The sequence below is a fragment of the Polyangium mundeleinium genome, from assembly GCF_028369105.1.
In the GTDB taxonomy this organism is placed as follows: Bacteria; Myxococcota_A; Polyangia; order Polyangiales; family Polyangiaceae; genus Polyangium; species Polyangium mundeleinium.
Window position 1 is genome coordinate 418,598 of the sequence record NZ_JAQNDO010000001.1, and the last position, 23,830, is coordinate 442,427.

The window sequence follows — 23,830 nt, forward strand, 5'->3', positions numbered from 1 at the left end:
CCGGAAGCTCGGCCATCTCCGTGCGATGGGCGCCGCCGCGACGGATTCGTCCAAGGCGTCGGGTGTGCCGGCTTGCCAAGCGTCCCACGTCTGGCATCCGAAAACAGCGAAGTAGCAGGTTCGCGCCGGAAATGCTCGTCCAGCGAACGGCCGAGCGTGTCTGGCCGGAGTTCGTCTGTCCCGGGCGGCGGATCCCGCGCCTCAAGCGCGCGACGACCGGGCGCGGGCGACGGCGTCGGCCCAGCGGGCGAGGTGGGCATTTCGTTCCTCCTGGGGCATTCCGACCTCGAACGTCCGCTCGACCCGGGACATACGGGCGGCATCCCGCATGCCGCTGAAGAGGCCGGCGCCGACGCCGGCGAGCATGGCGGCGCCCCGGGCGGTCGATTCGAGCTCGATCGGGCGCTCGATCGTGAGGGCCGCGGTGTCGGCCTGGTATTGCATGAGGAGATCGTTGTTCGCGGCGCCGCCGTCGACACGCATGCGGCCGAGGGGCTTGCCGAGGTCGTCGCACATGGCGCGGAGCAGGTCCGTCACTTCGAGCGCGATGCCTTCGAGCGTGGCGCGCGCGAGGTGCGCCTTCGTCGTGCCGCGCGTGATGCCGTGGATGAGGCCGCGCGCGTCCGGATCCCAGTACGGCGCGCCGAGGCCCGAAAGCGCGGGCACGAACGTCACGCCCTCGCTCGACGGGACGCTCGCGGCGAGCGGCTCGATCTCGGCCGCGCTCCGGATGATGCCGAGGCCGTCGCGGAGCCACTGCACGGCCGCGCCTGCGATGAACGCGCTGCCTTCGAGGGCGAAGACGACCTCGCTGCCGACCTTCCAGCCCACCGTCGTGAGCAACCCGAAGCGGCTCGCGATCGGCTGCGCGCCGATGTTGACGAGGACGAAGGCGCCCGTGCCGTACGTGCATTTCGCGTCGCCCGTATCGAAGCAGGCCTGGCCGAAGAGCGCGGCTTGTTGATCGCCCGCGATGCCCGTGATCGGCACGCCGTCGGGCAGGTGCGGAAAGCCCAGCGTCTTCGCGATGAGCCCGGCCGAGTCGACGATCTTCGGAAGCACCGAGCGCGGGGCGCGGAAGAGCTCGAGCATCGCGTCGTCCCAATCGAGCGTCGCGAGGCTCATGAGCAGCGTGCGCGAGGCGTTCGTCACGTCGGTCGCGTGCACGGGCGAGCCGCCCATCGCGCCGCCGGACAGGCGCCAGACGAGGTAGCTGTCGACGGTGCCGAACGCGAGCTCGCCACGCTCGGCGCGCTCGCGGGCGCCCTCGACGTTGTCGAGCAGCCACGTGAGCTTCGTGCCGCTGAAGTACGGATCGAGCACGAGGCCGGTCGTGCGTTTCACGGCGGGCTCGTGGCCACCTTCGCGCAAACGCGCGCACGCGTCCGCGGTACGTCGGTCTTGCCAGACGATCGCGCGGTGGATCGGCTTGTCGGTCGCGCGTTGCCAGACGAGCGTGGTCTCGCGCTGGTTCGTGATACCCACGGCGGCGATGCGATCGCCTTTGACGCCGGCCGAGCCGAGCGCGGCCTCGACCGATTCGAGCACGCTTTGCCAGATGTCTTCGGGCTCGTGCTCGACGAGGCCGGGGCGCGGGAAGTGCTGTGGGAACTCGCGCGTCGCGCGCCCGCGCGTCGTCCCTGCTGTGTCGAGCACGAGGGCGGTCGTCCCGGTCGTCCCTTGGTCGATCGCGAGCAGAAGGTCGGCGGCCATGGTTTCGGGCCTAGCCCGGCGGCCGCGCTGGGGGAAGGACGATCGGCGCGTCGAACCTCTCGCTTAATTCCACGAGAAGGAATACACTTCTGCCCGTACCCGTTCGGCGGCCGTCTGCATTCGTGCGGGCAGGGCCTCCCGTGGTTCTCGGAATGCAAGCGCAACGGCTCACCTGATGGCTCGACTGATCCTGCAGACCGCCGAAGGGCAGCAGGCCATCGAGCTGCGGCCCGTGAACTCGTTGGGGCGCCACCCCAACAACTCGATCCAGCTGCTCGACAAGATTGTCTCCAAGGAGCACTGCATCATCGAGCTCCGCGGAGCGCAGTTTTACCTGCGTGATCTGGGCAGCCTGAACGGGACGTTCGTCAACAACGAACGCGTTCGCGGCGAGGCACCGCTGAAGCACGGCGACGAGATCGCCCTCGGATCGACGCGTGGCCGCTTCGATGACACGCCGTCGCCGGTCGCAGGCGCGGCCGGGGGACTGCCGCCCGCGCCGCCTCCGCAGCCGCAGCCGCAAGCGTGGGCCGCGACGCCGCAGCCCGCGCCCGTCGCGCCTTCCCCGCTTGCACAGTCCGCGCACGTCCTTCCCGCGTTGCCCGCTGCTGCGCAGGCGAACCGGCCACCGCAGGGCGCCTTCGCGCCGCCGCCGATGCCGCCGCGTCCGCCGCCGCAAGCCGGTCCCGTCGCGCCGAACCTGCCGCCGCGTCCGCAGGGGCCTGGGCTCCCCGCGCCGAACCCCGCGCTCGGCATCCCGAGCGCGAACCCCAACATGACGATGATGGGGAAGGGCTCGGGCGCGCACACGTTCATCACGGGCCCGCACTCGTACGTCGCGCAGGGCACGCGCATCGATCTGAACGATCAAGCGCGCCAGATCGGCACGCAGATCGCCGCGGTCGAAAAGGGGTTTTTGCCCTTCGACCGCCTCGCGAGTGATCTCAACCAGCTCCGCGCCGACTACGAGCGGCTGCGCCTGTCGCACGAGCTCGCGCGCGACATCGCCTCCGAGCGCGACACGTCGAAGCTGCTCGACAAGATCCTCGCGAGCATCATCAAGTTCATCAAGGCCGACCGCGGGGTGATGTTCCTCCGCGACGACAACAACGGCGAGCTCATGCCGCGCGCCTCGCAGCGGCGCGACGGCACCACGGCGCCGATCAGCGTCTCGTCGACGATCCTGAACCACGTGGTCAAGGAGCGCGCGGCCGTCCTCACGCACGACGCGGCCATGGACTTCGCGGCCTCCAAGGGCAAGAGCATGATCCTGAACCGGATCAGCTCGGCCATCGTCGTGCCGCTCGTCGCGCCGAACAACACGCAGGACGTGCTCGGCGTGCTCTGGCTCGACTCGGAGACGCTCGCGCAGTTCCAGCCGAAGGACCTCGAGCTCGTGGTCGCCGTGGCCCACCAGGCCTCGATGTTCATCGAGATCAACATCCTCGGAAAGAAGATCGAGAACGAGATCATCGCCCGCGAGCGCTTCTCGCGGCTGCTCTCGCCGAACATCGCCGAGCGCGTGATGAGCGGCCAGCTCGAGGTGCGCCTCGGCGGTCAGCGCGTCGATGAGTGCACGGTCTTCAACAGCGACATCCGCGGCTTCACCGCGATGAGCGAGAACACCCCGCCCGAAGAGCTCGTCGACATGCTGAACGAGTACTTCGAGCTCATGGTGGACACGATCTTCAAGTACGAGGGCACGCTCGACAAGTTCATGGGCGACGGGATCATGGCCATCTGGGGCGCGCCCGTGATCCACCCCGACGACGCGATCCGCAGCGTGCATTGCGCGCTGGAGATGGGCGAGGTGCTCGGCGACTTCAATCGGAGGCGCCTCGAGCGCGACCTCGCGCCGCTCGCGATCGGCATCGGCATTCACACGGGCCCGCTCGTCGCGGGCTACATCGGCAGCTCGAAGGCGCTCTCGTACACGGTCATCGGCGACACGGCGAACACCTCGGCGCGGCTTTGCTCGGTCGCGCTGGCGGGACAGATCGTGGTCAGCGAGATGACCCACGACAGGCTCGTGGGGCGCTTCGAGACGGAGGAGTTGCCCTCGGCGAAGGTGAAGGGCAAGGAGAAGCCGCTGCGCGTGTTCAACGTGATCCGGGCGGCGACGTCGGTGCAGGTCCCCGCGAACATCCTCGCGGAGCCGACGATCTCGGAGTGACCTCAACCTGCCATGTTCGTGCTGCCATTCGAGAAGCCGGTCGCGGATTTGGTCGAGAAGGTGAGGGCCCTGCGCGCGCTCGCCGCTTCCGATCGCAGGTTCGAACCCGAGCTCCTGCGCCTCGAAGAGAAGACGTCGCGGCTCGCGCGCGAGATCTTCGCGGACCTCACGCCGATCCAGAAGGTCCAGCTCTCGCGCCATGCGAACCGGCCCTACACGCTCGATTACGTGAAGCGGCTCTTCACCGGATGGGTTGAGCTCAAAGGAGATCGGCGCTTCGCCGAAGATCAGGCGATCGTCGCGGGGCTCGCGTCGTACCACGGCCGCAGCGTCGTCGTGGTCGGCCACCAGAAGGGCCGCGGCACGAAGGAGAACGTGAAGCGCAACTTCGGCATGCCCCACCCCGAGGGCTACCGGAAGGCGATTCGCATGTACGAGCTCGCCGACAAGTTCGGCCTGCCCGTGCTCACGTTCATCGACACGCCCGGCGCGTATCCCGGCATCGGCGCCGAGGAGCGCGGGCAGAGCGAGGCCATCGGCGCGGCGCTCGCGGCCATGGCGAGGGCGCGCGTGCCGATCCTGGCGACGATCATCGGCGAAGGCGGGTCGGGCGGCGCGCTCGCGCTTGGCGTGGCGAACCGCGTGCTCGTGATGGAGTTCGGTTGTTACTCGGTCATCTCGCCCGAGGGGTGCGCGGCGATCCTGTGGAACGACGGCACGCGCGCGGACGAGGCCGCGGCGCAGCTCAAGATCACGGCGCCGGAGCTCTTGCAGCTCGGCGTGGTCGACGCCGTCGTGGAGGAGCCGACGGGCGGCGCGCACCAGGACCACGAGGAGGCGGCGCGTCGGCTCGACGAGGCCTTGTGGCCGACGCTCATCTCGCTCGACGGCCTCTCGGGGGACGAGCTCGTCGACGATCGGTATCGTCGCTTCCGCGCGCTCGGCTCTTTCCTCGCCTGACCTTTCCCGCACGGCGGGCCGGCGCTATACGCCGCGGATGTGCATCAACAGGGAGCGGTCGTGACCGTACCCGTCGCCCTCGTCGGCTGCGGCGCGTGGGGCGAGAACCTGCTCCGTGTGCTTTGCGAGAGCCCGCGGGCCGATCTCGTCGCGGTCGCCGAGACGAGCGCGGCGCGGCGCGAGCTCGCGCGCGTGAAGGCGCCCTCCGCGGCGATCGTCGAGAGCCTGGAAGAGGCGATCGGGCTCGGCGCGCGCGCCGTGGTGATCGCGACGCCGCCGCGCTCGCATGCTTCGCTCGTGCTCACGGCGCTCGACGCGGGGCTCGACGTGCTCGTCGAGAAGCCGCTCGCGCTCTCGGCCGCGGACGCCGAGCGTTGCGCCTTGCGCGCGGCCTCGCTCGGGCGCGTGGCGATGGTGGGCCACCTCTTGCGGTATCACCCGGCCGTCGAGCGGCTCGTCGCGCTGGTGCACGAGGGCGCGCTCGGCACGGTCCGGCACCTTGCGGCCTCGCGCCTCTCCATTCGTGGGGATCGATCGGTGCCGGCGCTCTGGTCGCTCGGCCCGCATGATCTCTCGATCGTGCACGCGATCGAGCCGCTCCGGATCGAGTCGCTCGAAGCGACGAGCGGACCGGAGGGCGATCCGGTCGTGCTCGGCTTGCGGCTCGCGACCGGGTTTGACGCGCGGATCGAGCTCTCGCGCGTGCATGCGACGAAGGAGCGGCGGATCGTGGTCGTGGGCTCGTCCTCCGTGGCGATGCTCGACGACGTGCGGGCGCCGGATCGCATTTTTCTCTCCCGTTCACCGGTGAGCAGCGACGGGCTTTTCGAAGGGCCGACCGAGGAGATCCGCGTCCCGTGGCGTGAGCCGATGGCCGTGGAGATCGATCACTTCCTGCGTTGTGTGGAGGAGCGCCGCGCGCCGCGCACGCCGTTCGAGGAGGGCGTGGTCGTCGTGCGCGCGCTCGGGCAGGCCGAGCGGGTGCTCGGCGAGGCGGGCCTCAGGCCGGCTTCGCTTCGAGCCGAAGGATCGTGATCTCCGGCGCCGCGCCGAGCCGCACCGGCGGCCCCGTCGTACCGAGCCCCGGGCTCACGTAGAGCCACGCGTCGCCCTCGCGATAAAGGTCCGCGTGATAGCGATACACGCGGGCCGACAGATTGTACCGCGTCGAAAGAAATGGCACGGCGACCTGGCCCCAGTGCGTGTGGCCCGAGAGCACGAGCGAGGCGCCCCGCGCGGACAGATCCGGGAAGAGCTGCGGATCGTGGGCCAGCACCAAGAGCGGCGCGCCGTGATCGTGGCCGTCGAGCGCGCGGCGCACGTTCGCGCGGCGCGACCATGTGTCGTCGACGCCTGCGATCATGAGGCGCTCGCCGTCCCGCTCGATCGCCTTGCGTTCGTTCCGCAGCACGGCGATGCCGGCCTCGCGCAGCTTCCCCACGAGCGCCTCGCCGTCGCCGAAATAGTCGTGGTTGCCCATCACGGCGAGCACCCCGTCGCGGCTCTTCAACGAGCTCGCGAGTTCGGCAACCTCGCCGTGGAACGTGTTGCCGCTCGTGACGTAGTCGCCCGTGAGCGCGACGAGGTCGACGTCGAGCGTGCGGACGGTCTCCGCCCAGCGATCGGCGTGCTCGCGGGGGCAGAGCGCGCCGATGTGCAGGTCCGACAGGTGCGCGATGCGGTAGCCGTCGAAGGCGGGCGCGAGGCCGCGGATGGGCACGTCGATCGTGCGCACGCGGACCCAGCGGCGCCGCACGAGCACGCCCCAGCCGGCGAGCGCGAGCCCGAGCGCGTACGCGACGATCGCGAGCGAGCCCGACGTGGGCACGTGCGTCGCCGGCACGACGAAGCTCGCCAGCATCGCGAGGGCCAGGCTGACGAGCCACACCGGCAGCGCGGCCACGAGGGCGCACCAGTGCACGTAGTACGGCTCCTCGATGAGCAGGCGGCGCAGGCGTGGGACCGGACGATCGGCCGACGCGAGCTGGATTCGTCCTCGAAACGCAAAAGCGAGCAGCGCGCAGAGCACGAGCGTCAGGAGCCAAGGCGTTGGCGCATCGAGGCGCGCGAGGATCGCGTGTGTGGCCATGGCGAACGTCACGTGCAGCGCGATCGTCACGGCAAAGAGGACAGTCCAAAACCTTCGCATGACCCTCGGGGGCGCCAGGAAAATGGCTGCTTTACGTCGCCCGAAGCTTCATGCTAGCGCGCGAGTCCCAAGATCACAGGGAGCGAGCACGATGAGCGGCGATCCGAGGATCGAACCCACGATGGTCAAAGCCCCGCATGGGGCGCGGACCATGGAGATCGAGTGGGCCGACGGGCACAAGAGCGTGCTTCCGCACGAGATCTTGCGCGGGTACTGTCCTTGCGCGGTCTGCCAGGGGCACGGCGGCACCATCCACTTCGTGCCGGGCGGCGACCTCTCCCTCCGGGACATCCAGCAGGTCGGCAACTACGCCTTGCAGTTCACCTGGGGCGACCAGCACGACACGGGGATCTACTCCTTCCGTTACCTCCGTTCGCTCTGTCAGTGCGACGCGTGCAAGCCCACGTTCAGCCCGGGATCAGTGCCGTGAACCAAAAGACGAAGCCGGCGAAGAAGACACCCGCCGCAGGACCCAAGCCCAAGGCCGCGCCGGCCGACGGCAAAAAGAAGGCGCTCGATCCGAAGCAGATCGTGCATGCCGATTTCCTCGCCGCGGCCGCGCCGGGTTCGTCGCTCCCTGCGCCGACGATGGCCGAGATCGCCTTCGCGGGTCGATCGAACGTGGGCAAGTCGAGCCTCATCAACACGCTCGTCGAGCGCAAGGGCCTCGTGCGCACGGGGGCCACGCCCGGCGTCACGCGGCAGATCAACCTCTTCGAGGCGCGCGCGCGGGACGGCGCGACCTTCCACCTCATCGACCTGCCCGGCTACGGCTATGCCAAACGGTCGAAGGCCGAACGGACGGCGTGGGGGGACCTCATCGAGGGGTACCTGCGCGGCCGCATCACGCTCGCGGCCCTCGTCATCCTGGTCGACGCGCGTCGCGGCCTGGAGGAGGACGACCTCGAGCTCATCCAGTTCGTGGAGGAGGCGCGTGACGTCCAGCGTCGGCCGGTGGAGATCGTCATCGTCGCCACGAAGGCCGACAAGATCGGGCGTTCGGCGAGCCGAAGCGCGGTGGCGGCGATCGCGAAGAGCACCGGGCGCAAGGTGATCGGTTTCTCCTCGGTCACGGGCGAGGGCCGCGCGGAGCTGTGGGCGCTCCTGCGCAAGGTCACGCTCGGCACGCCCGAGGCGACGCCCGTCGTGAAGGACCAGGAGCCGGAGCCTGCTTGACGGCGCGCGTGTGCGTCCTGATCCACCCGTACGCGGCGTGCCCGCCCTTGGGAAGCGTGCCCAGCAGCACGGGAGCGTACGGCGATGCGCACCGTAAATCGGTTGACGTTCGGCCTGTGTGCTCCTTTCGTTAGGTGGCGATGACGGCGGGTGGGCGCCAGAGCCGGGCGGAGCGTGACGCGCTGGACGCGCGCGCCATGCGTCGCATCTGTGATGGGGACGACGACGCCATCGCGGAGATCTACGATCGTCACGCGAGCGTCGCGTACGGCCTCGCGCTCAAGATTGTGCGGGACGCGCTCGAAGCCGAGGACGTCGTGCACGACGCGTTCGTCGCGATCGTCGAGCGCGCCGATCAGTACCGCGCCGAGCGAGGCACCGTGGTCGCTTGGCTCGTCACCACGGTGCGAAACCTCGCCCTCGATCGCGCGCGGCGACGCACGCGGCGGGCGCAGATCACGGACGAAGAGCTGCGGCACGAGCCGAGCGAGCCTGTGATCGATCCTGAGTCGCGCTCGGTCCTCGACCTCGAACGCCGCGCGGTGCGGGCTGCGCTCGGCGGTTTGCCCGCGGCGCAACGCGCGACCCTGGAGACGGCGTTTTTCGAAGGGCTCAGTTATCCCGAGATCGCCGAGCGGGACGGCGTGCCGCTCGGCACCGTGAAATCCCGCGCGGCGCGCGCTCTCTCGGCGCTACGCGTGGCCCTCGAAGGGCCGCTCGAAATGCAAGGCGTGGGCAGCGGCGGCGAGGACGAGTAAGTCAGCGCCTTCTCTGCATCCCCAGCGCAAACGTGATCCCCCGGGCCAGCGTGCTCAACGTCCGCACGCCGTGCAGCTCGAGCTCCACCATCGTGCGGGCCACCTCGGGCCGCACGCCCGTCAGCAGCACCTCCGCGCCGAGCAGCCGTGCTCCGCGCACCGCCTCGCAGAGCAGACGCATCACGGCCTGATCGGCCGCGCGCAGGCCCGTCAGGTCGATGATCGCGAACGTCGCGGCGCGCGTGGACACGGCGGCGAGCAGCGCGTCGACGATCCTCGCGGCGCGGCGTTTGTCCACCGAGCCGATGAGCGGCATCACGAGCACGCCCTCGGCCACGGGCAGGAGCGGCGTTTCGAGCTCTTCCAGCATCGACTCCTGCGCCCGGATGATCTCCTCCTGCATCCGTGCGCGCTCCGACTCGGCCACCTTGCGCATCGTGACGTCGCGGTCCACGCCGCGATACCCGCAGAGGGTGCCGGCCTCGTCGAAGAGCGGCACGCCGCTCGTCTCCAGCACCACGCGCCGCCCGTCCTTGTGCACGTTGACGTTTTCAACGTCCTTGAACGGCGCGCGCGCCGCCACGAGCGAGCCGAAGAGGGCGCGCAGGCGGGGCACCTCCTCGGCCGGCATGAAATCGAACGGCGTCTTTCCGAGCGCTTCCTCCGGCTCGAAGCCCAGAAAATCGCGGATTCGCGGGCTCACGAAGGTGTAGACCCCGCTCGCGTCGATCTCCCAGACCCAGTCGTTCGTCACCTCGACCAGCATCTCCAGGCGGCGCTGGTCCTCGCGCAGGCGCCGGTTCTCCTTGCGTAGCCTGGCGAGCTCGCTCGCCGCCTCGTCGCCCCGGGATGTGACGTTGGTGTCCGTCAGCATCCGTGGATCGTGACACGCCCGCCCGCTTCTCGCCCCGACGGTGCCCTGCTCTTTCCCGCTCGATTGCGGGGCCTGACGAACGGGGCTGGCGCCTTGCGACGCGCGCGACATTCTCCCGGACAGCCATGCCCGCGTATGCCGGTCCGCTCACGCCCGTCGAGGCGCCCCTCGTGCCGCTCGGCCTCGTGCCGCTCGTGCCTCTGCTCGCCGCGATCGTCGTGGCCCTCTTCGGCGCGCGGATGGGGCGACGCCGTGCGACGCACCTCGGCCTCGGCGCGACGCTCCTCGCGCTCGGGCTCGCCCTCGCCGACGCCGCGCGCCTCGCCTCGCTCGAACCTGCGCGCCGCGCGCTCTTCGACGTGGCCTTCCGCCTCGTGCGTATCGGCTCGCTCGACGCGAACGCCTCGTTTTCCCTCGACCCGCTCGGCGCGGGCTTCCTCCTCACGGCGCTCCTCGTCGTCACGATCGTGCACGTCGCCGCGTGGAAGCGCCTCGACGACGATCGCGCGGCGATTCGGTTCACCGCGACCGCTTCGCTCTTTTCGTCCGGCCTCTCGCTCGTCGCGCTCGCGGCCGATGCGATCGTGTGGCTCTTCGGCTGGGGCGCCGTCGTCCTCGCGACGGGCCTCTTCGTGGTGCAGGGCAAGAGCTCGCAGCCTGCCGCGTCCGCGGGCATGCGCGCGGGCGTCGTGGCGAGCCTCAGCGGCGCTGCGATCGTCTCCGGCCTCGTCTTCCTGTTCTGGGGTCTCGGCGGCGCGTGGCTCGACGAGGGCCGTTTCCTCGCGGATTCCCGCGCGCGCTTCGTCCCGGTGTATGCCGAGGGGCGGATTCCTGCCGAAGCGACGCTCGCCGAGGACGTCGAACGCCCGCGGGGCGAGCGTGACGTGAAGATCGTCGCCGAGCGCGCGGAGAAGCGCGGATTCCTCACGCTCACGAGCCACCCGGGCGCGCGTGTGTACGTCGGCGTCTCCGACCGCGCGCAGCTCGCGCAGAATCCCGTTCCCTTTGCGGTCGCACCCTTCGTGCGCCGGGAAATCGCGGCGGGCCCGCATTCGATCGTCATCGCGCCGGGCGGCGGCGCCACGGTCACGGGGGATGGCTTCGAGGTCGCCTGGATCGAGGGCCTCGTCGTCCCCGAGGGCGAGGAGGTTCGCATCACGCCGCTCGGCCCCACGGTCGCGTTTCGCGAGATCCACGATCAGCTCGTGATCCGCGACGAGGCGGGGCGCCAGAGCGTCACGCGCTCGCTCCTCGGCAAGCTCGGCGCAGGCTCGATTGGCCTCGTCACCCTCGCGTGCCTCCTGCTCTTTGCTGGCGCGGCTGCGACGAGCGCGACCTTTCCCTTCTCCGCCTGGCTTCCGAGCGCTGCGGCGTCTCTCTCGCCCCCTGCGCTCGCGCTCGTCCTCGGCCTCGCGCTCGCGCCTGGGCCGCTCCTCCTCGTGCGCCTCTCCGATCTCTTCACGTTGAGCCCCATGGCCGCCGGCGTCGTCACCATCTTCGGCGCGTTCTCGGCCGTGCTCGCGGCGCTTCGTGCCGCGCTCGAACCACGAAACCCCCATCGCCTCGTGTACGGCACGCTCGCCGCCACGGCCCTCGCCTTCGTCGCGGTGGGCCTCGACGAGCCTGCTTTCGCCGTCGTCCTTCTCTCCCTCCATGCGCTCGTGCGCGCGGCGACGTGCTTGCGAACGACCGAGCGCGCCGAGACGCGACCTGCGAAGACGCTCGCCTTCCCCGGCGCGCGTCTCCTCCTCGAAGGCACCGGCACGAAGCGCGGCGAGGCCCTCTTCGAGGTGGCCAACACGATCGCGCGGGGCGCCTCGAAGCTCGTCTCCGCGATCGACGACCTCGTCCTCGGCCTGCCCGCGCGCCTCTTCGAGCGCCTCTTCTCCCTCTTCGCCGCGCTCGTCATCCTCGGCCTCGCCGCTCCGGCCTTCGCGGACGAGCCTGCGGGCCGCGCCGTCCTTCGCCCCGAGTTCGGCGGCGATCACGTCGAGCTCACCCTCGCGCCCGACGGCGAGCACATGACGGGCGCGTTTTTCCTCCGCAACGAAGGCCCCGGCCCGCTCGAGCTCTCGCGTGTCGACGTCCGCACCTCGGCGAACGATCCACGCCTCCCGCCCGGCATCACCGTCGCCGTCGAAGGCCCGCACGCCTCCACGCGTATTCCGCCGGGCCAGGAGCGCCGCGTCACCATCCGCTGGCGGTACGAATCCGCTCGCGCCCGCGAGCTCTACGGCCAGGTCCTCGTCGAATCGAACGCCCGCGCCGGCGACGGCGCCGAACCTGGCCGCCCCCTCGCCCTCGCCATCCACGCCGAACGACCGCTCGGCCTCGGCTTCCTTGGCCGCACGCCGCTCTCCGTCGTCGTCTTTTTCCCTCTCCTCGGCACGCTCCTCGCGCTCCTCCTCCGCGTCACGCGCCGCGACAGCCCACGCCTCCTCGCCGCGACGAGCGCCCTCGTCCACGGCTCGCTCCTCGTCTTCGTCGCCTGGCTCTGCGTCCGGTTCGACCGCGCCTTCAGCCGCGCCGACGGCAACGACGGCTTCCAGCTCATCGAACGCGGCCGCCTCTTCCCTTCGCTCGGCGTCGAATACTTCCTCGGCGTCGACGGCATCTCCCTCGCGCTCGTCGCGGCGGCCGTCCTCCTCGCCTTCGTCGCCTCGATCGCCAGCGCCAGCTTGCGCGACCGCGCGGCCACCTACCACGCCCTCGCCGGCGTCTTCCTCACGGCCTCGCTCGGCGTCCTCGTCTCGCTCGACCTCTTCCTGTTCTGCGCCTTCTGGCTCCTCGCCCTCCTCCCCACGAGCCTCCTCGTCGCGCGCCGCGGCGGCTCTGGCCCGCGCCGCGCCGCGGCCCGTGTCCTCGTCTCGTCCCTGATCGGCGCCGCGCTCCTCTGCGCTGCGTCCTGGTTCCTCTGGCAACACGCAGACCCCACGTACCTCGCGACCGGCGAATCCGTCCGCCGCTCCGCCGCAATCCCGGAGCTCGCGCGTGTGGCCTGGGTCGAAAAGGGCCTCGCGATGGGCGGGTTTTCGGCCGTGAAGGTCCTCTGGACCGCGCTCTTCGCCGCCTTTGCGCTCCGCATGTCTGCGTTCCCGTTCCCCGGGTACCTCGCGGACATGCATACCGAGACCGACGCGCCGACGAGCGTGCTTCTCTCGGGCGCGCTGCTCTCGACGGGCGTGTACGGCATTCTGCGCCTCAACGTGGGCGTCTTGCCGGACGGCATGCGCTGGGCGGCGACGACGATCTCGATCCTCGGCGCGGCGGGCATCCTGGTCTCCGCGCTCGCGGCGATCGCGCAGGACGACCTCAAGCGGTTCTTGGCGCGCATTGCCGGTGCACACGGCGGGATCACGCTCCTCGGGATTGGATCGCTCACGCCGCAGGGATTCGAGGCGAGCGTCGTGGTGGCGGCGACGCACGGCGTGATCCTCGGCCTGCTCTTCGTGCTCGTGTCGGTCCTGGAATCGCGCGTCCAGACACGGGACCTCGGGCGATTCGGCGGCCTCTCGCGGGAGATGCCGCTCTTCGCGACGCTCTTTGGCCTCGGCATGCTCGCGTCCCTCGGATTGCCGCTGCTCGCGGGCTTTTGGGGACCGCTGCTCGCGCTTTGGGGCGCGTTCGCCCGGGAGCGGGCGGTGGGCGCCTTCGGGGCGATCGGAATCGTGACGCTCGCGGCGGTGCACATCTTCGCGATGGGGCACCTTCTCTTTGGCGAGGCCCGCGAGGAGTGGCCGACGAGCAAGTACCTGGAGCCGTTCGGCGGCAAGTTCCCCGCGATGTACAGGCGTGAGCTCGCGGCGGCGCTGCCGCTCGCGATTGGATTGGTGCTGCTCGGCGTGGCGCCGCGGCCGCTCCTTGGCATGGTGGATCAGGCGTGCCTCGGAATGCACAGGCTCGTGGATCGACCCGGGCCTCTGCAGATTGCGTCGACGGAGCAGCCCCGTGGGCTCGTCTGAGCGATGACGCGCACGGCCAGAACGAGCGCGCCCAAGCCACCCGCCGAGGGCGGAGGCGTGGGTGATTACCAGGCGACGTTATGGGCGGCGGCCGACAAGCTGCGGAGCAGCCTCGACGCCGCGGAGTACAAGCACGTCGTCCTCGGGTTGATCTTCCTCAAATACATCTCCGACGCCTTCGAGGAGAAACACGCCGCCCTCTCCGCCGTGGCCGGCGCCGATCCCGAGGATCCGGCCGCCTATCGCGCCGAGAGCGTCTTTTGGGTCCCCCGGGAAGCGCGCTGGTCGTTCCTCGCGGATCACGCCGCCGAGCCCACCATCGGCAAGCTCGTCGACGACGCCATGCTCGCGATCGAGCGGGAAAACCCTGCGCTCGTGGGCGTCTTGCCCAAGGACTACGCCCGGCCCGCGCTCGACAAGCGGCGCCTCGGCGAGCTGCTCGTGCTCTTCTGCGACATTGGCTTCAAGGACAAGGCGAAACGCGGCCGTGACGTCCTCGGCGACGTGTACATGTATTTCCTTGGCCATTTCGCCGCGGCCGAGGGCAAACGCGGCGGCCAGTTCTATACGCCCAAATGCATCGTCGAGCTCCTCGTGGAAATGCTCGCCCCGTACAAGGGCCGTGTCTTCGACCCGTGTTGTGGCTCGGGCGGCATGTTCGTGCATGGCGAGAAGTTCGTCGAGGAGCACGGCGGGCGGATCGGCGACCTCCGCGTGTACGGCCAGGAGTCGAACCCGACGACGTGGCGCCTCGCGAAGATGAACCTCGCCATCCGCCAGCTCGAAGGCGACCTCGGCGCCGAATGGGCGGACAGCTTCCAGCGCGACCTGCACGAGGGCCTCCAGGCCGATTACATCCTCGCGAACCCGCCCTTCAACGACTCGGACTGGGGCGGCGTGCGTCTGCGCGAGGACCCGCGCTGGGCGTTCGGCTTGCCGCCCGTGGGCAATGCGAACTTCGCGTGGGTCCAGCATTTCCTCCACCACCTCGCGCCCACGGGCATCGCCGGGTTCGTGCTCGCGAATGGGAGCATGTCCTCGCAGCAATCGGGCGAGGGGGACATCCGGAGAAAGCTCGTGGAGGCGGACCTCGTCGATTGTATGGTCGCGCTGCCCGGCCAGCTCTTCGATTCCACGCAAATCCCGGTGTGCTTGTGGATCCTCGCGCGCGACAAGAAAAGCGGGATCGGCGAGCAGGGCAAACGACTGAAGGATCGCAGCGGGAACGTGCTGCTCATCGACGCGCGGACCCTCGGGACGATGGTCGACCGCGTCAAGCGCGTCCTCACCGCCGAGGACATCAAGAAGATCGCCGACACCTACCACGCCTGGCGCGGCGAGCGTGAACCGACCCGGTATGCCGACGTGCCCGGCTTTGCTCGTTCCGCGACGCTCGCCGACATTCGCGCGCACAAGTACGTCCTTGTCCCGGGTCGCTACGTCGGCTTCGAGAGCCGCCTGCAGGCGACCTGGGATCACGGCGCCTTGCAGGCGGAGCTCACCGAGATCCTCGCGCGGTTCCAGCAGATCGATCGGGCCTCGAATGCGGCCTTGGGCGTCCTCACGGAGCTCCTCCGTGGCTGAGCCGTATTTGATCTGCCCGAAAAGCTGGCGCCGGAGCACGCTGGAGCCGGACGGGGAGTTGATCGCGCGCGTCGACAGCGGCGGGACCCCGAGCACGTCCGTCGACGCCTACTGGGACGGCGACCTCCCCTGGCTCACGCCGAAAGAAATCACGAGCCTGGAGGACGGCGTCTTCGTCTCGCGCACGGAGCGCTCGATCACGCAGCTCGGCCTGGAAAACTCCTCGGCGAAGCTCTTGCCCCCGGGGACCGTGATGCTGAGCAAACGCGCGCCCGTCGGGGCCGTCGCCGTGAACGCCGTCCCGATGGCCACGAACCAGGGGTTTTTGAACTTTCGCTGCGGCCCGGCCTTACGACCGCTTTACCTCGCGTATTGGCTGCGCGCGAACCGGCCTTACCTCGACAAGGTCGCGAATGGCTCGACGTACCCGGAGCTTTACCAGAGCGACCTCTTCGAATTCGAGCTCGCCGTGCCCCCGCTTTCCGTCCAGGATCGTATCATCGAGGTCCTGAGCGCCCTCCAATTCGCTTCGCTCCTCGGCCTCCCGCTCGAACAATCCGTCACGCGCCCCGAGGCGATGGTCGCGCTCCAGGAGCAAAACCGACGCCTTTCGAGCATCCGCGACGCGCTCCTCCCGCTGCTCCTCTCGGGCGCGCTCGACGTATCCAAGAAAGCGTGACGATCGCGCGCCCCATGGCCTTATTCTGAGGCCATGATGCAGCACCTTCTTTTCTTGCTTGCCCTCCTCGTCACCCTCCCCGCGTGCAGCCCCGCCATCGCGCCGCGCACGGGCGACACCACGCCGGCCGGCCAGTTCGGCTGGTCCGTGCACGCCACGCTCTGGAACTTCGGCACGGGCCACTTCGAGCGCGGTAACGCCGAGGACGAATCCGTCTCCACCGGCGGCGCGGACATTTACCCCGAGACCGAGACGTTCCCCTGGTTCATGAGCGCCGGCTTCAGCGTATACGACGTCAGCCTTCGTTATGGCGTCAATCGTTGGTTCGAGCTCGGCGCCTCCCTCGGCTTCCAGCGCCTCGGCGGCGAAGCGCGTTTTGCCGTCCTCGATGAAGACAACGGCGACCCTGTCTCCATGGCCCTCGGCGCCGGCGGGTATTACTCGGCGATCGGCCATGGCCCCTGGGGCCGCGCCGGCTTCGACCTGAGCATTCGCCTCGGCCGCGTGGCGCCGCTCTTCAACCTCTACGTGAGCCACGGGGCCACGTACAACAGCGCCTACCTCGATTTGCCCGGCGACGACGATTGCCCCGAGGAGGCGCCCTGGCAACCCTGCGGCCAGCTTCAAGGCGTCCTGTGGAACGAGACGCGGCTGAGCGCGGCCCTGGGGGTCGCGTTTGCGGTGGGCAAGGAGGAAGGCAAGCAGGGAGCGTTCACCTTCGGGCTCGTGCCGCACCTGGTGCTCCATTCGTTCGGCGAGGAACGAGCTTTGGGGACCTGGGGCGAGGATCTACGTCACGACGCGGGGTTGCATATCGTGATTGGAGGGCAGGGGCCGGGGTGGTGAACGTCCCGGCCGCGTGGGCCCTACCTTCGATACCGACCCCGCGTGATCCGCCAATACACGAGACTCGCCACCTGCCGCGGGCTCATCCCCTCGACGCGCAGGCGCAGGAAGCGCGCGAGGCGCAAGACCCCGCCGGGGTTCAATCGTGCTGCCTTTCGTAGGGTGCCACGGCGCATGGCTCCCTACAGATAGCAGCAACGACGCCCTCAGTCCTCGTCGCCTTCGTCCTCGCCCTCCTCGTCCTCCTCCAACCCCTCCTCCACCGCGGCGAACAGCGCCGCGTGCCGCAGGATCTCGATCGCGCCTTCGATGGCAGACTTCGGCGACGCGAGGGACAAATCGTCGTAGGCGAAGCGGTATCCATCGACGATGCCGTCCTCCGAAAGGAGAACGAACCGGTCGGCCCCTTTGGGCTGCGCGAGGAGGACGGCGAACGGAGCTGACGGCGGGCTCGTCTCTCCGAAAAAGCCACGCTGCGCCGCGCTGTCGCGGATCTCGTCGATCGACAGGAAGCGGAACGTCCCCCACGAGAGCCCATTCACCCGTTCGTAGAAACGAACGACGGCGGGGGGCAGGGGAGCGCCGAGGTGCGTTTGCAGCCAGGCGAGGTCCTCCGCCGAGGCGCCGCGGATCGGCGCGTCGTCGGCCGGAAGAAGCGATGCCCGCAGCGCGAGAAGACGCTCGAACCAATCGTCCCGGTCGAGCGACACCGCGATACCATCATCCCGCGTCGAGACGCCGAGCACCATCCCCGGGCATTGCACGTACATTGCGCCGTCGCACATCGTCCGCGCATGGTGCCGGAGGCGGGAGGCGAAGCGGAAATCGTCGAATGCGCTCGAGTACGTCTCGTACCGGATGCCGATGACGTTGGCCTCCTGCGCGAGCCACACGTCGAAGCCCGGGTACATCGGCCCGAGCGAGGGCACGTCGTCGATGTCGATATAAAGGACCGGATAGTCGCCTTCGTGATCCGGCTCCTTCGAGAGCATCCACACCCGGCGATGCTCGCTCCCGCCGGGCACGAGGAAACCGTGCTCCATCGCCGGCACGGCAAAGAAGTCCGCCCAGGACTTCGCGCCCTCCGCGTCCGGCTCGGGATCGGAGGACGGCTCGTCCAGATCGCCGAATTCTTCCTTCGCGATGGCTTCGAGCGAACGCGAGGTCCACCGGAAGGCCGGCGTGAGCTCGAACCAGCCGAGCGCCGAGAGCCATTGCGCGTCGAACGCGAGCCACGTCCGCAGACTTTGCGGCAGCGGCGCGCCGTTCGGGAGCGTGAGCGCGCCGAGGACCTCCGGCGAGAGCGGGCGGAAGTCCTTGTCGTGCTTCGGCCAGGCGTCCTTCTTCTTGTTCTTCGCGGCCTCGATGCCGAACGCCGGCCAGCCTTTCTCCTTCACCTTCGCAATCACGCGCTCGACCAGCGCGACGCCTTGCGGACCGCGGTCGTCGAGCGCGTCGAAGAAGCGGCGGTCGTCGCGGATCTTCGCGAAGAACGCCTCGGTGCGGAACGCCGTCCGCATCTTCTCGCGCCCGTCGTACCCGAAGCGCACCGCGTCCTTGACGAAGCCGAGCGCGGCGTCGAGGTCGTCGAGCTCGAGGGCGACACACGCGGCATTGAAGAAGATCGCGGGGTTCTCCGGGCCGTGGGGGAGGCAGGCGTCGATGTACCTGCGGGCGCGCGCGGGATCCTTGCCGAGGTGCGTGTTGTCGTCCTGCACCGCCCAGAGCGCATTGCAGTACGTGGCGAGGTCGTGGTTCTTCCCCTGGAGGAGCGCATCGAAGAGCACGAGCGCGTCGCGCGGCCGGGTCTTCAGCCACGCGTGCGAGAGCTGGTTCAACGCGCGCTGGAAGGCGCCGCCCGCGTACCCCCCTTTGGCGCGTGAGAGGAGGCCGACGCGCTCGGCGTCGTCGAGGGCGAGGAGGGTCGCCGCGTGCGCCTCGTTGTCGTGCTTGAAGGAGCTGCGGAGCGCGTCCTCGTCGGGGCCGTTCAGGCGGGCGCGGACGAGGGGGAGGTCGAGCCAGGCGTCGGACATGCCGCGGAAGCTAGTCGGCACTTGGGACAAGCTCAACCTCCACGAGGAGGGGCTGGAGTTCGGGGAGCTGACGAGCGCGGTCCCGATTTGTCCGATTTCCCTGCTACGAACCTCGTGACATCCAGAGGCGCCGGCCGTCCTGAGCGGGGCTTGTCATTCAAACCAGGGCCCACACATATCTGTTGTGATGAACAGCAGGGGGGTCTGCTCGCTCTCGTCATCGCGGCGCGTGCTGCGGGATGGGCAGGACCAGGATGAGGAGGGTGTGCACATGACGAAGGATCGCAAAATCGCAATGGTTATCAAGCTTGGGATCGGCGCCTCTCTTTGGGCTGCGGTCGCCTTGACGACCGGAGCGGCGAACGCGACATCGGTGGCCTGTTCGGCGTCGATGGCGGGGGGACGGCAAAGCGCGACGCTCACCACGCTGCCGCAAGCTCCCGGGGTCTGCCTTCGGATCACCCATGGTACCCGGGTAGCTCCCGGGACTCCGAATTGTTGGGAGGCGTCTCGCTTTCAAGGCTTGGGTTGTCGAAAAATTGTCGACATGGTCACCGAAGAATTGGCGGAGTGCTCGGCGTCGATGGCCGGGGGCAGGCAAGCAGCGGTCGTCGCCCTCTCGCCCCGGGGGAATGCATGTGTACGGGTCAAGCTCGGTACCCCCGTGCCTGGCAATGTTGCGGACTGCTGGCAGGTCGCCCAGGATCAGCACTTCGGCTGTACGACGATCGCCGACTTGGAGTCCGCGGAAAGCGCAGCGGTCTGTTCAGCCGCAGATGTGGGAGGAAGGCAAGCCGCGTTCATCTCCCGCTCGGAGCGACCCGGAAATGTATGCATTCGCGTGAAGCTCGGAGACGCCGTGTCGGGGGTCCCGAGCTGCTTCCCGGTCGCGGCTCGGTTGGGCTGCGCGCCTCGGAACGTCATCGACGTGAACTGAGCTCCGAAGAGCACCCCCGCAAGCGCGTGAATGAATCGAGTTTTCGAGAACAACTCGCTTGGCGCCAGGTCCTCCTGATGGGGGACCTGTCCGGCCCTGGGGTCCTTCGACATCCGAAAGTTCGTGATCGAAGTCCTCGGACCCCGTGAGCGGAGTCGACGAGCCCGTGAGCGGAGTCGGCGAGCCCGTGAGCAGAGTCGGCGAGCCCGTGAGCAGAGTCGACGAGCCCGTGAGCGGAGTCGGCGAGCCCGTGAGCAGAGTCGACGAGCCTGTGAGCGGAGTCGGCGAGCCCGTGAGCGGAGTCGGCGAGCCCGTGAGCAGAGTCGACGAGCCCGTGAGCGGAGTCGGCGAGCCCGTGAGCGGAGTCGACGAGCCCGTGAGCAGAGTCGACGAGCCCGTGAGCGGAGTCGGCGAGCCCGTGAGCGGAGTCGACGAGCCCGTGAGCGGAGTCGGCGAGCCTGTGAGCGGAGTCGACGAGCCCGTGAGCGACCTCCCACCACCCCGATTCCACGCCCCCCAGGCCTCCGCGACCCGCGCGCCATCCTCCCCGAGCGACGCCTCCGCCATCGCTCGCCGGGCCGCCTCGTCGTCCGTATCGAGCCCGGACCACGAGCGAGACACACCCGCGGCGCGCAGCAGCCCCGCGAGGAAACGCGCGCGGCCTCGTTCGTGGGTCTCGTCGCTCGTGACGAGCAGGGCAGGCTGGAATCGGGAGGGCCGCGCGGCGAGGATCGCCGCGACGCACGTATCGTCCGGATCCGTGCCGATATCCATGTCGAAGATGGCCGGCGCCGCGCCGAGCCGGGCTTCGTGGGGCGAGAGCACGCCCTGGAGGATACTACGGCGTGATCCGCACGAGCCCGAAAAGCGGGGTCGAGCCGGGGTGCTGCCGTATCGTTCCGCTCGTCATTGGACGCGGAAGCCTTGCGGCAACGTCGCGCTCTGGTCGTCGATGCTGCGCGTCACGCGGAGGGTATAGGCGCCAGGCGGCAGATCCTTCGGCAGGTGCAGCGTCCCGATCAGCTTGCTCTCCTCCAGCCCGGCGCCCTCCACGCGGTTCACCTCCACCGGGACCGAGCGATCCTTCCCTTCGAGGGTCGCCTTCATCCCCGCCGAGAAGTAACGCCCCTTGACCGTGAAGCCCTCGATCACCACGCCGGGGCTGGCCGCATCGGGCTGCACCGGACCGGTGATCTCCACGATCGGCGCGATCCACGCCCCGATGGGAGGCGTCATGAAGACAGCCGTGCCAAGCGTGAGCTGACCCATGAACTGGCGTCGATCGGGGGCGCGCAGGCGAGCGCGATCCTCGTCACCCAGGCCGGCGTTCTTCATCGTGGTCTCGGGATCCTGGGTGAAGGCGCGCTGGAGCTTCTCGTCGCGGAGCAGGCGAGAAAGAAAGTTCTTGAGGATGGACACGGTACGTTGGTTCCTTTCGAGAGGTTGGCTCAATCCACCAAGGAGAATGCTGTCTGGAGCTCGAGATACCCCTTGGCCTCCAGCGGCTGACCCGAACGGTGCACGAGCTTGAAGCTCGTGGCCTCGATCAGCGTCGTGGGCCATGCGGTGCCGGGGAGAACGACATTTCGCCGCGTCGGGAATGCGATCAGCGCGTCGCGGCGCGCCGGGGGGCAGAGACCCCATTCGACCAGCCGATCGGCGATCTGGTGGAGCCGGGGATCGTCGGGCGAACGCATGACCGGGGATGGGCAGCTCGTGATCGGGAGGAGCTCCTCACCGATATCGAGGTAGATGTCCGCCTGGCTCGAAACATCGGCATAGGTGAGCAAGTGTTCCTCCACCTCGTCCGTCGAGCCGGGGAACCCCACGCGGCGCAGATAAGCGATGACCTCGCGCCGCGGCATCGTGACGATGAGGCGCACGGCGTCGCGTCCGCGCGGCTTGTGCGAGGAGACGAGCGTCACGCTCGATCCCTCGGACAGTTCGTCGATACAAGCGCGGACCTTCCGCTCCACGCCGGGCGACAGCGGGCCTCCGTGCAGCAGATGCAGCACGCGCCACGTGATTCGCTCCACCTCGTCCGCCCCTGGGTCGGAGGTGCTCACGAGCTTCCCCTTCAAATACCCGGGCTGCACGCAGGCCGTGGCAAAGGGCGGCGGGACACCCTCTCGGTCCGGGTGCAGGTCGAATTCGAGCCACAGGCATGGCATGCGCTCGTGAAGCACGCTCGCCGGATCGGCCCAATCTCTGCACAACGCCGCGATGGTTTGCCAGACCGACTCCATGTGCGAGCCGGGTTCGCCCCGCGGCGCGCCGGCGGCGAGCTCGTCGCAGCCCCAGGCAGGCGAAAAGCAGGCGATGAGATCCACCCGCGCGGAATCGGCGCCGAGGTAACACTCGAAGCTGAGCCCGCGGGCGGCCGGGAGCCAGGCTGCCGCCTGCCGCACGCGAGAAAAGGCCGCCGCGGACACGAGCGCCGGTGGCACCCGGGGGGCGAACCAGTCGAGGGTCTCCAGGGGAGAGAGAATCATCGCGCCCTCTCGTCAATGGCACAACGCGGCGCGCTCATGTGGTGGTCGTAGCGATAGGCGCCGATCCCGCAATCCTGGTTGGCGACGACGACGTCGACGAAGCTCGGGCGGGTGTACGCGATTTCGAGGTGATCCCCGGCCCCGAGCGGCTTCGCGAAGGAGATCCAGGGCGCGGCCGGGATCGTCGTGTAGTCGCGCTGCGCGTCGAGCGCGGCGCCGTTTCTCCGGATCCCGGTGACGTTGCCGATCAACACTTCGGGAAGGGAGATCGCCGCGGCGCGGCGAGGGATGACCGCGCGGTGCAAGCGCGAGCACGTGGCGTCGCCCCGCAGGTCCGCGGCGTCGATGGACTGAATCAAGCTCGCGCGTGAACGCGTGGCGCGGAATTCGGGCTCGCGCGTGAACGCGTGGCCTTCGCCGCGGTAGATCTCGAGCCGCCCGCCGTCGGGTCGGGTCTCACCCCAGGAGCCGCCCAAGAGGTCGGTCACGCCGTCCCCGTCCACGTCGGCGAGCCGGACCCCTGAACCGAGGCCGGTGGACGACGAGCTCCATATCGGCTCGTGCCTGTCCAACGCTGGCTGGTAGGCTTCGTACCGGGGTGAAGGGCAAGGCTTGCCGGCGAACAAGCAGAGGAGATCATTGCGCGAGGCGACGAGGGCCCAGCTCCCCGCGCGGCCAAGCGGGCCCGCAGCGAGATAAGGGACGAAGGGGCCTTCCCGGGAGGCCCACCACGGCTCCAAAGAGAGCTGCGCCGATCCGCTTTCGACGGGTCCACCTCGGTACACGAAGACCCGCGACCCACCCACCACCAGATCGAGGAAGCCGTCCTGCTCGACGTCCGTGAAAAGGACAGCGGCGCCGAACATCCGCTGGCGCGCCTTCCAGCCGGGGGTCTCTGCGATCACGCCTCGGTCGTTGAAATAGACACGCGCGGACCCGCCCTCCGGGCTTCCCGGCTCGGCCATCACGGAGACGGCCAGATCGAGATCCCCGTCGCCGTCGGCGTCCCCGAGCGCACAAGCAAAGGAGCTGAACAGGTCCCTGGAGCGAAAGGATGGTTTTCTTTCCAGCGTACCTTGCCGGTTGAAGTAGATCTTCACCCCGCCGGTGCCGTACGGCGGGCCCAGCGTGGAGACGGCCACATCGAGAAATCCATCGTGATCGATGTCCCCGACAGCGAGGTTCATATTCGCGTCGAGGTCCTCGGAGAGGGCGCTCGGTCGGGCGGGAAAGTTGCCTTTGCCGTCGTTGCGGTAGATGGCAAGCGGCTGGAGTCCGGTATCGTTGCCGCTGGCGGTGAGCAGATCGGCGTGACCGTCTCCATCGATGTCCGCGAGGGCCAGGCCGGTCTCGTAAAAGCCCATGGCCTCGGTCTTCCAGGTGAAATCGCCTGCATAAGGTACCGCGCCAGTGGGCGGAACGTCGACGCTCGCCGGGCGCGCGGGGCCCTCGATGCTTCGGGGCATGCCCGGCGCGGCACAGGCCGAAAGCAGC

General features: G+C 69.2%; 19 protein-coding genes. 10 read left to right on the forward strand and 9 right to left on the reverse strand.

The features are described 5' to 3' along the window. Positions 1–201: 201 nt before the first annotated feature. The gene (glpK, locus tag POL67_RS01785; RefSeq protein WP_271914911.1) at positions 202–1,713 is read right to left on the reverse strand and encodes a glycerol kinase GlpK; all 1,512 of its coding nucleotides are present in this window, start codon (positions 1,711–1,713) and stop codon (positions 202–204) included. Positions 1,714–1,888: 175 nt separating this feature from the next. Here glpK and POL67_RS01790 point away from each other — a divergent pair, with 175 nt between their 5' ends. From POL67_RS01790 to POL67_RS01800, 3 genes are read left to right on the forward strand one after another with little or no spacing between them, the layout of a single operon-like run. After that, positions 1,889–3,886 (forward strand): adenylate/guanylate cyclase domain-containing protein, encoded by a 1,998-nt coding sequence (locus POL67_RS01790; RefSeq protein ID WP_271914913.1) that lies wholly within the window; start codon positions 1,889–1,891, stop codon positions 3,884–3,886. A gap of 12 nt (positions 3,887–3,898) precedes the next feature. Then, positions 3,899–4,846, forward strand: a complete 948-nt coding sequence (locus POL67_RS01795; protein WP_271914915.1) for an acetyl-CoA carboxylase carboxyltransferase subunit alpha — start codon at positions 3,899–3,901, stop codon at positions 4,844–4,846. Between the two features lie 60 nt (positions 4,847–4,906). Further along, positions 4,907–5,881: a Gfo/Idh/MocA family protein gene (locus tag POL67_RS01800; RefSeq protein ID WP_271914917.1), complete on the forward strand. Its 975-nt coding sequence runs from the start codon at positions 4,907–4,909 to the stop codon at positions 5,879–5,881. Here POL67_RS01800 and POL67_RS01805 read toward each other — a convergent pair. Further along, the gene (locus POL67_RS01805) at positions 5,847–6,965 is read right to left on the reverse strand and encodes a metallophosphoesterase (RefSeq protein ID WP_271914918.1); all 1,119 of its coding nucleotides are present in this window, start codon (positions 6,963–6,965) and stop codon (positions 5,847–5,849) included. The genes POL67_RS01800 and POL67_RS01805 overlap by 35 nt on opposite strands. 121 nt (positions 6,966–7,086) lie before the next feature. Between POL67_RS01805 and POL67_RS01810 the strand changes: the two genes are divergently transcribed. The 3 genes from POL67_RS01810 to POL67_RS01820 all read left to right on the forward strand — a co-directional run bounded on the left by POL67_RS01810 (position 7,087) and on the right by POL67_RS01820 (position 8,929). Beyond that, positions 7,087–7,425 (forward strand): gamma-butyrobetaine hydroxylase family protein, encoded by a 339-nt coding sequence (locus POL67_RS01810; RefSeq protein ID WP_271914919.1) that lies wholly within the window; start codon positions 7,087–7,089, stop codon positions 7,423–7,425. Further along, complete coding sequence (gene yihA, locus POL67_RS01815) at positions 7,422–8,171, forward strand: ribosome biogenesis GTP-binding protein YihA/YsxC (RefSeq protein WP_271914920.1); 750 nt, start codon at positions 7,422–7,424, stop codon at positions 8,169–8,171. Before POL67_RS01810 ends, yihA begins: the two co-directional genes overlap by 4 nt. Positions 8,172–8,368: 197 nt before the next feature. Next, positions 8,369–8,929, forward strand: coding sequence for an RNA polymerase sigma factor (locus POL67_RS01820; RefSeq protein ID WP_271914923.1), 561 nt, complete (start codon positions 8,369–8,371; stop codon positions 8,927–8,929). A gap of 1 nt (position 8,930) precedes the next feature. Here POL67_RS01820 and POL67_RS01825 read toward each other — a convergent pair whose 3' ends face one another. Next, positions 8,931–9,803, reverse strand: a complete 873-nt coding sequence (locus tag POL67_RS01825) for a PAS domain S-box protein (protein ID WP_271914925.1) — start codon at positions 9,801–9,803, stop codon at positions 8,931–8,933. A 125-nt stretch (positions 9,804–9,928) separates the two neighbouring features. On the opposite strand from POL67_RS01825, the gene POL67_RS01830 reads away from it, so the two are divergent. From POL67_RS01830 to POL67_RS01845, 4 genes are read left to right on the forward strand one after another with little or no spacing between them, the layout of a single operon-like run. Next, a complete protein-coding gene (locus tag POL67_RS01830; protein ID WP_271914927.1) occupies positions 9,929–13,765 on the forward strand; it encodes an NADH-quinone oxidoreductase subunit M in 3,837 nt (1,278 codons plus the stop codon). Between the two features lie 3 nt (positions 13,766–13,768). Then, positions 13,769–15,349, forward strand: a complete 1,581-nt coding sequence (locus POL67_RS01835; RefSeq protein ID WP_271914929.1) for a type I restriction-modification system subunit M — start codon at positions 13,769–13,771, stop codon at positions 15,347–15,349. Continuing rightward, a complete protein-coding gene (locus POL67_RS01840) occupies positions 15,342–16,028 on the forward strand; it encodes a restriction endonuclease subunit S (protein ID WP_271914931.1) in 687 nt (228 codons plus the stop codon). The genes POL67_RS01835 and POL67_RS01840 overlap by 8 nt, the downstream gene beginning before the upstream one ends. A gap of 33 nt (positions 16,029–16,061) precedes the next feature. After that, positions 16,062–16,874: a hypothetical protein gene (locus POL67_RS01845; RefSeq protein WP_271914933.1), complete on the forward strand. Its 813-nt coding sequence runs from the start codon at positions 16,062–16,064 to the stop codon at positions 16,872–16,874. 20 nt (positions 16,875–16,894) lie between these two features. Here the strand turns inward: POL67_RS01845 and POL67_RS01850 are convergent, their stop codons facing one another. The 6 genes from POL67_RS01850 to POL67_RS01875 all read right to left on the reverse strand — a co-directional run bounded on the left by POL67_RS01850 (position 16,895) and on the right by POL67_RS01875 (position 23,802). Then, positions 16,895–17,050, reverse strand: coding sequence for a hypothetical protein (locus POL67_RS01850; RefSeq protein WP_271914934.1), 156 nt, complete (start codon positions 17,048–17,050; stop codon positions 16,895–16,897). Positions 17,051–17,080: 30 nt separating this feature from the next. After that, positions 17,081–18,907: an SMI1/KNR4 family protein gene (locus tag POL67_RS01855; RefSeq protein ID WP_271914935.1), complete on the reverse strand. Its 1,827-nt coding sequence runs from the start codon at positions 18,905–18,907 to the stop codon at positions 17,081–17,083. A 153-nt stretch (positions 18,908–19,060) separates the two neighbouring features. Then, the gene (locus POL67_RS01860) at positions 19,061–19,333 is read right to left on the reverse strand and encodes a hypothetical protein (protein ID WP_271914936.1); all 273 of its coding nucleotides are present in this window, start codon (positions 19,331–19,333) and stop codon (positions 19,061–19,063) included. Between the two features lie 1,417 nt (positions 19,334–20,750). Continuing rightward, a complete protein-coding gene (locus tag POL67_RS01865; RefSeq protein ID WP_271914938.1) occupies positions 20,751–21,263 on the reverse strand; it encodes a hypothetical protein in 513 nt (170 codons plus the stop codon). A gap of 29 nt (positions 21,264–21,292) precedes the next feature. After that, positions 21,293–22,336 (reverse strand): hypothetical protein, encoded by a 1,044-nt coding sequence (locus POL67_RS01870; protein WP_271914939.1) that lies wholly within the window; start codon positions 22,334–22,336, stop codon positions 21,293–21,295. Then, positions 22,333–23,802 (reverse strand): FG-GAP repeat domain-containing protein, encoded by a 1,470-nt coding sequence (locus tag POL67_RS01875; protein WP_271914942.1) that lies wholly within the window; start codon positions 23,800–23,802, stop codon positions 22,333–22,335. The genes POL67_RS01870 and POL67_RS01875 overlap by 4 nt, the downstream gene beginning before the upstream one ends. Positions 23,803–23,830: the final 28 nt, after the last annotated feature.

Coding starts and splice junctions, on each gene's coding strand:
- glpK (WP_271914911.1), bottom strand. CDS start 1,713: ATGGCCGCCGACCTTCTGCTCGCGATCGACCAAGGGACGACCGGGACG.
- POL67_RS01790 (WP_271914913.1), top strand. CDS start 1,889: ATGGCTCGACTGATCCTGCAGACCGCCGAAGGGCAGCAGGCCATCGAG.
- POL67_RS01795 (WP_271914915.1), top strand. CDS start 3,899: ATGTTCGTGCTGCCATTCGAGAAGCCGGTCGCGGATTTGGTCGAGAAG.
- POL67_RS01810 (WP_271914919.1), top strand. CDS start 7,087: ATGAGCGGCGATCCGAGGATCGAACCCACGATGGTCAAAGCCCCGCAT.
- POL67_RS01820 (WP_271914923.1), top strand. CDS start 8,369: ATGCGTCGCATCTGTGATGGGGACGACGACGCCATCGCGGAGATCTAC.
- POL67_RS01825 (WP_271914925.1), bottom strand. CDS start 9,803: ATGCTGACGGACACCAACGTCACATCCCGGGGCGACGAGGCGGCGAGC.
- POL67_RS01830 (WP_271914927.1), top strand. CDS start 9,929: ATGCCCGCGTATGCCGGTCCGCTCACGCCCGTCGAGGCGCCCCTCGTG.
- POL67_RS01835 (WP_271914929.1), top strand. CDS start 13,769: ATGACGCGCACGGCCAGAACGAGCGCGCCCAAGCCACCCGCCGAGGGC.
- POL67_RS01845 (WP_271914933.1), top strand. CDS start 16,062: ATGATGCAGCACCTTCTTTTCTTGCTTGCCCTCCTCGTCACCCTCCCC.
- POL67_RS01850 (WP_271914934.1), bottom strand. CDS start 17,050: ATGCGCCGTGGCACCCTACGAAAGGCAGCACGATTGAACCCCGGCGGG.
- POL67_RS01855 (WP_271914935.1), bottom strand. CDS start 18,907: ATGTCCGACGCCTGGCTCGACCTCCCCCTCGTCCGCGCCCGCCTGAAC.
- POL67_RS01870 (WP_271914939.1), bottom strand. CDS start 22,336: ATGATTCTCTCTCCCCTGGAGACCCTCGACTGGTTCGCCCCCCGGGTG.
- POL67_RS01875 (WP_271914942.1), bottom strand. CDS start 23,802: ATGCCCCGAAGCATCGAGGGCCCCGCGCGCCCGGCGAGCGTCGACGTT.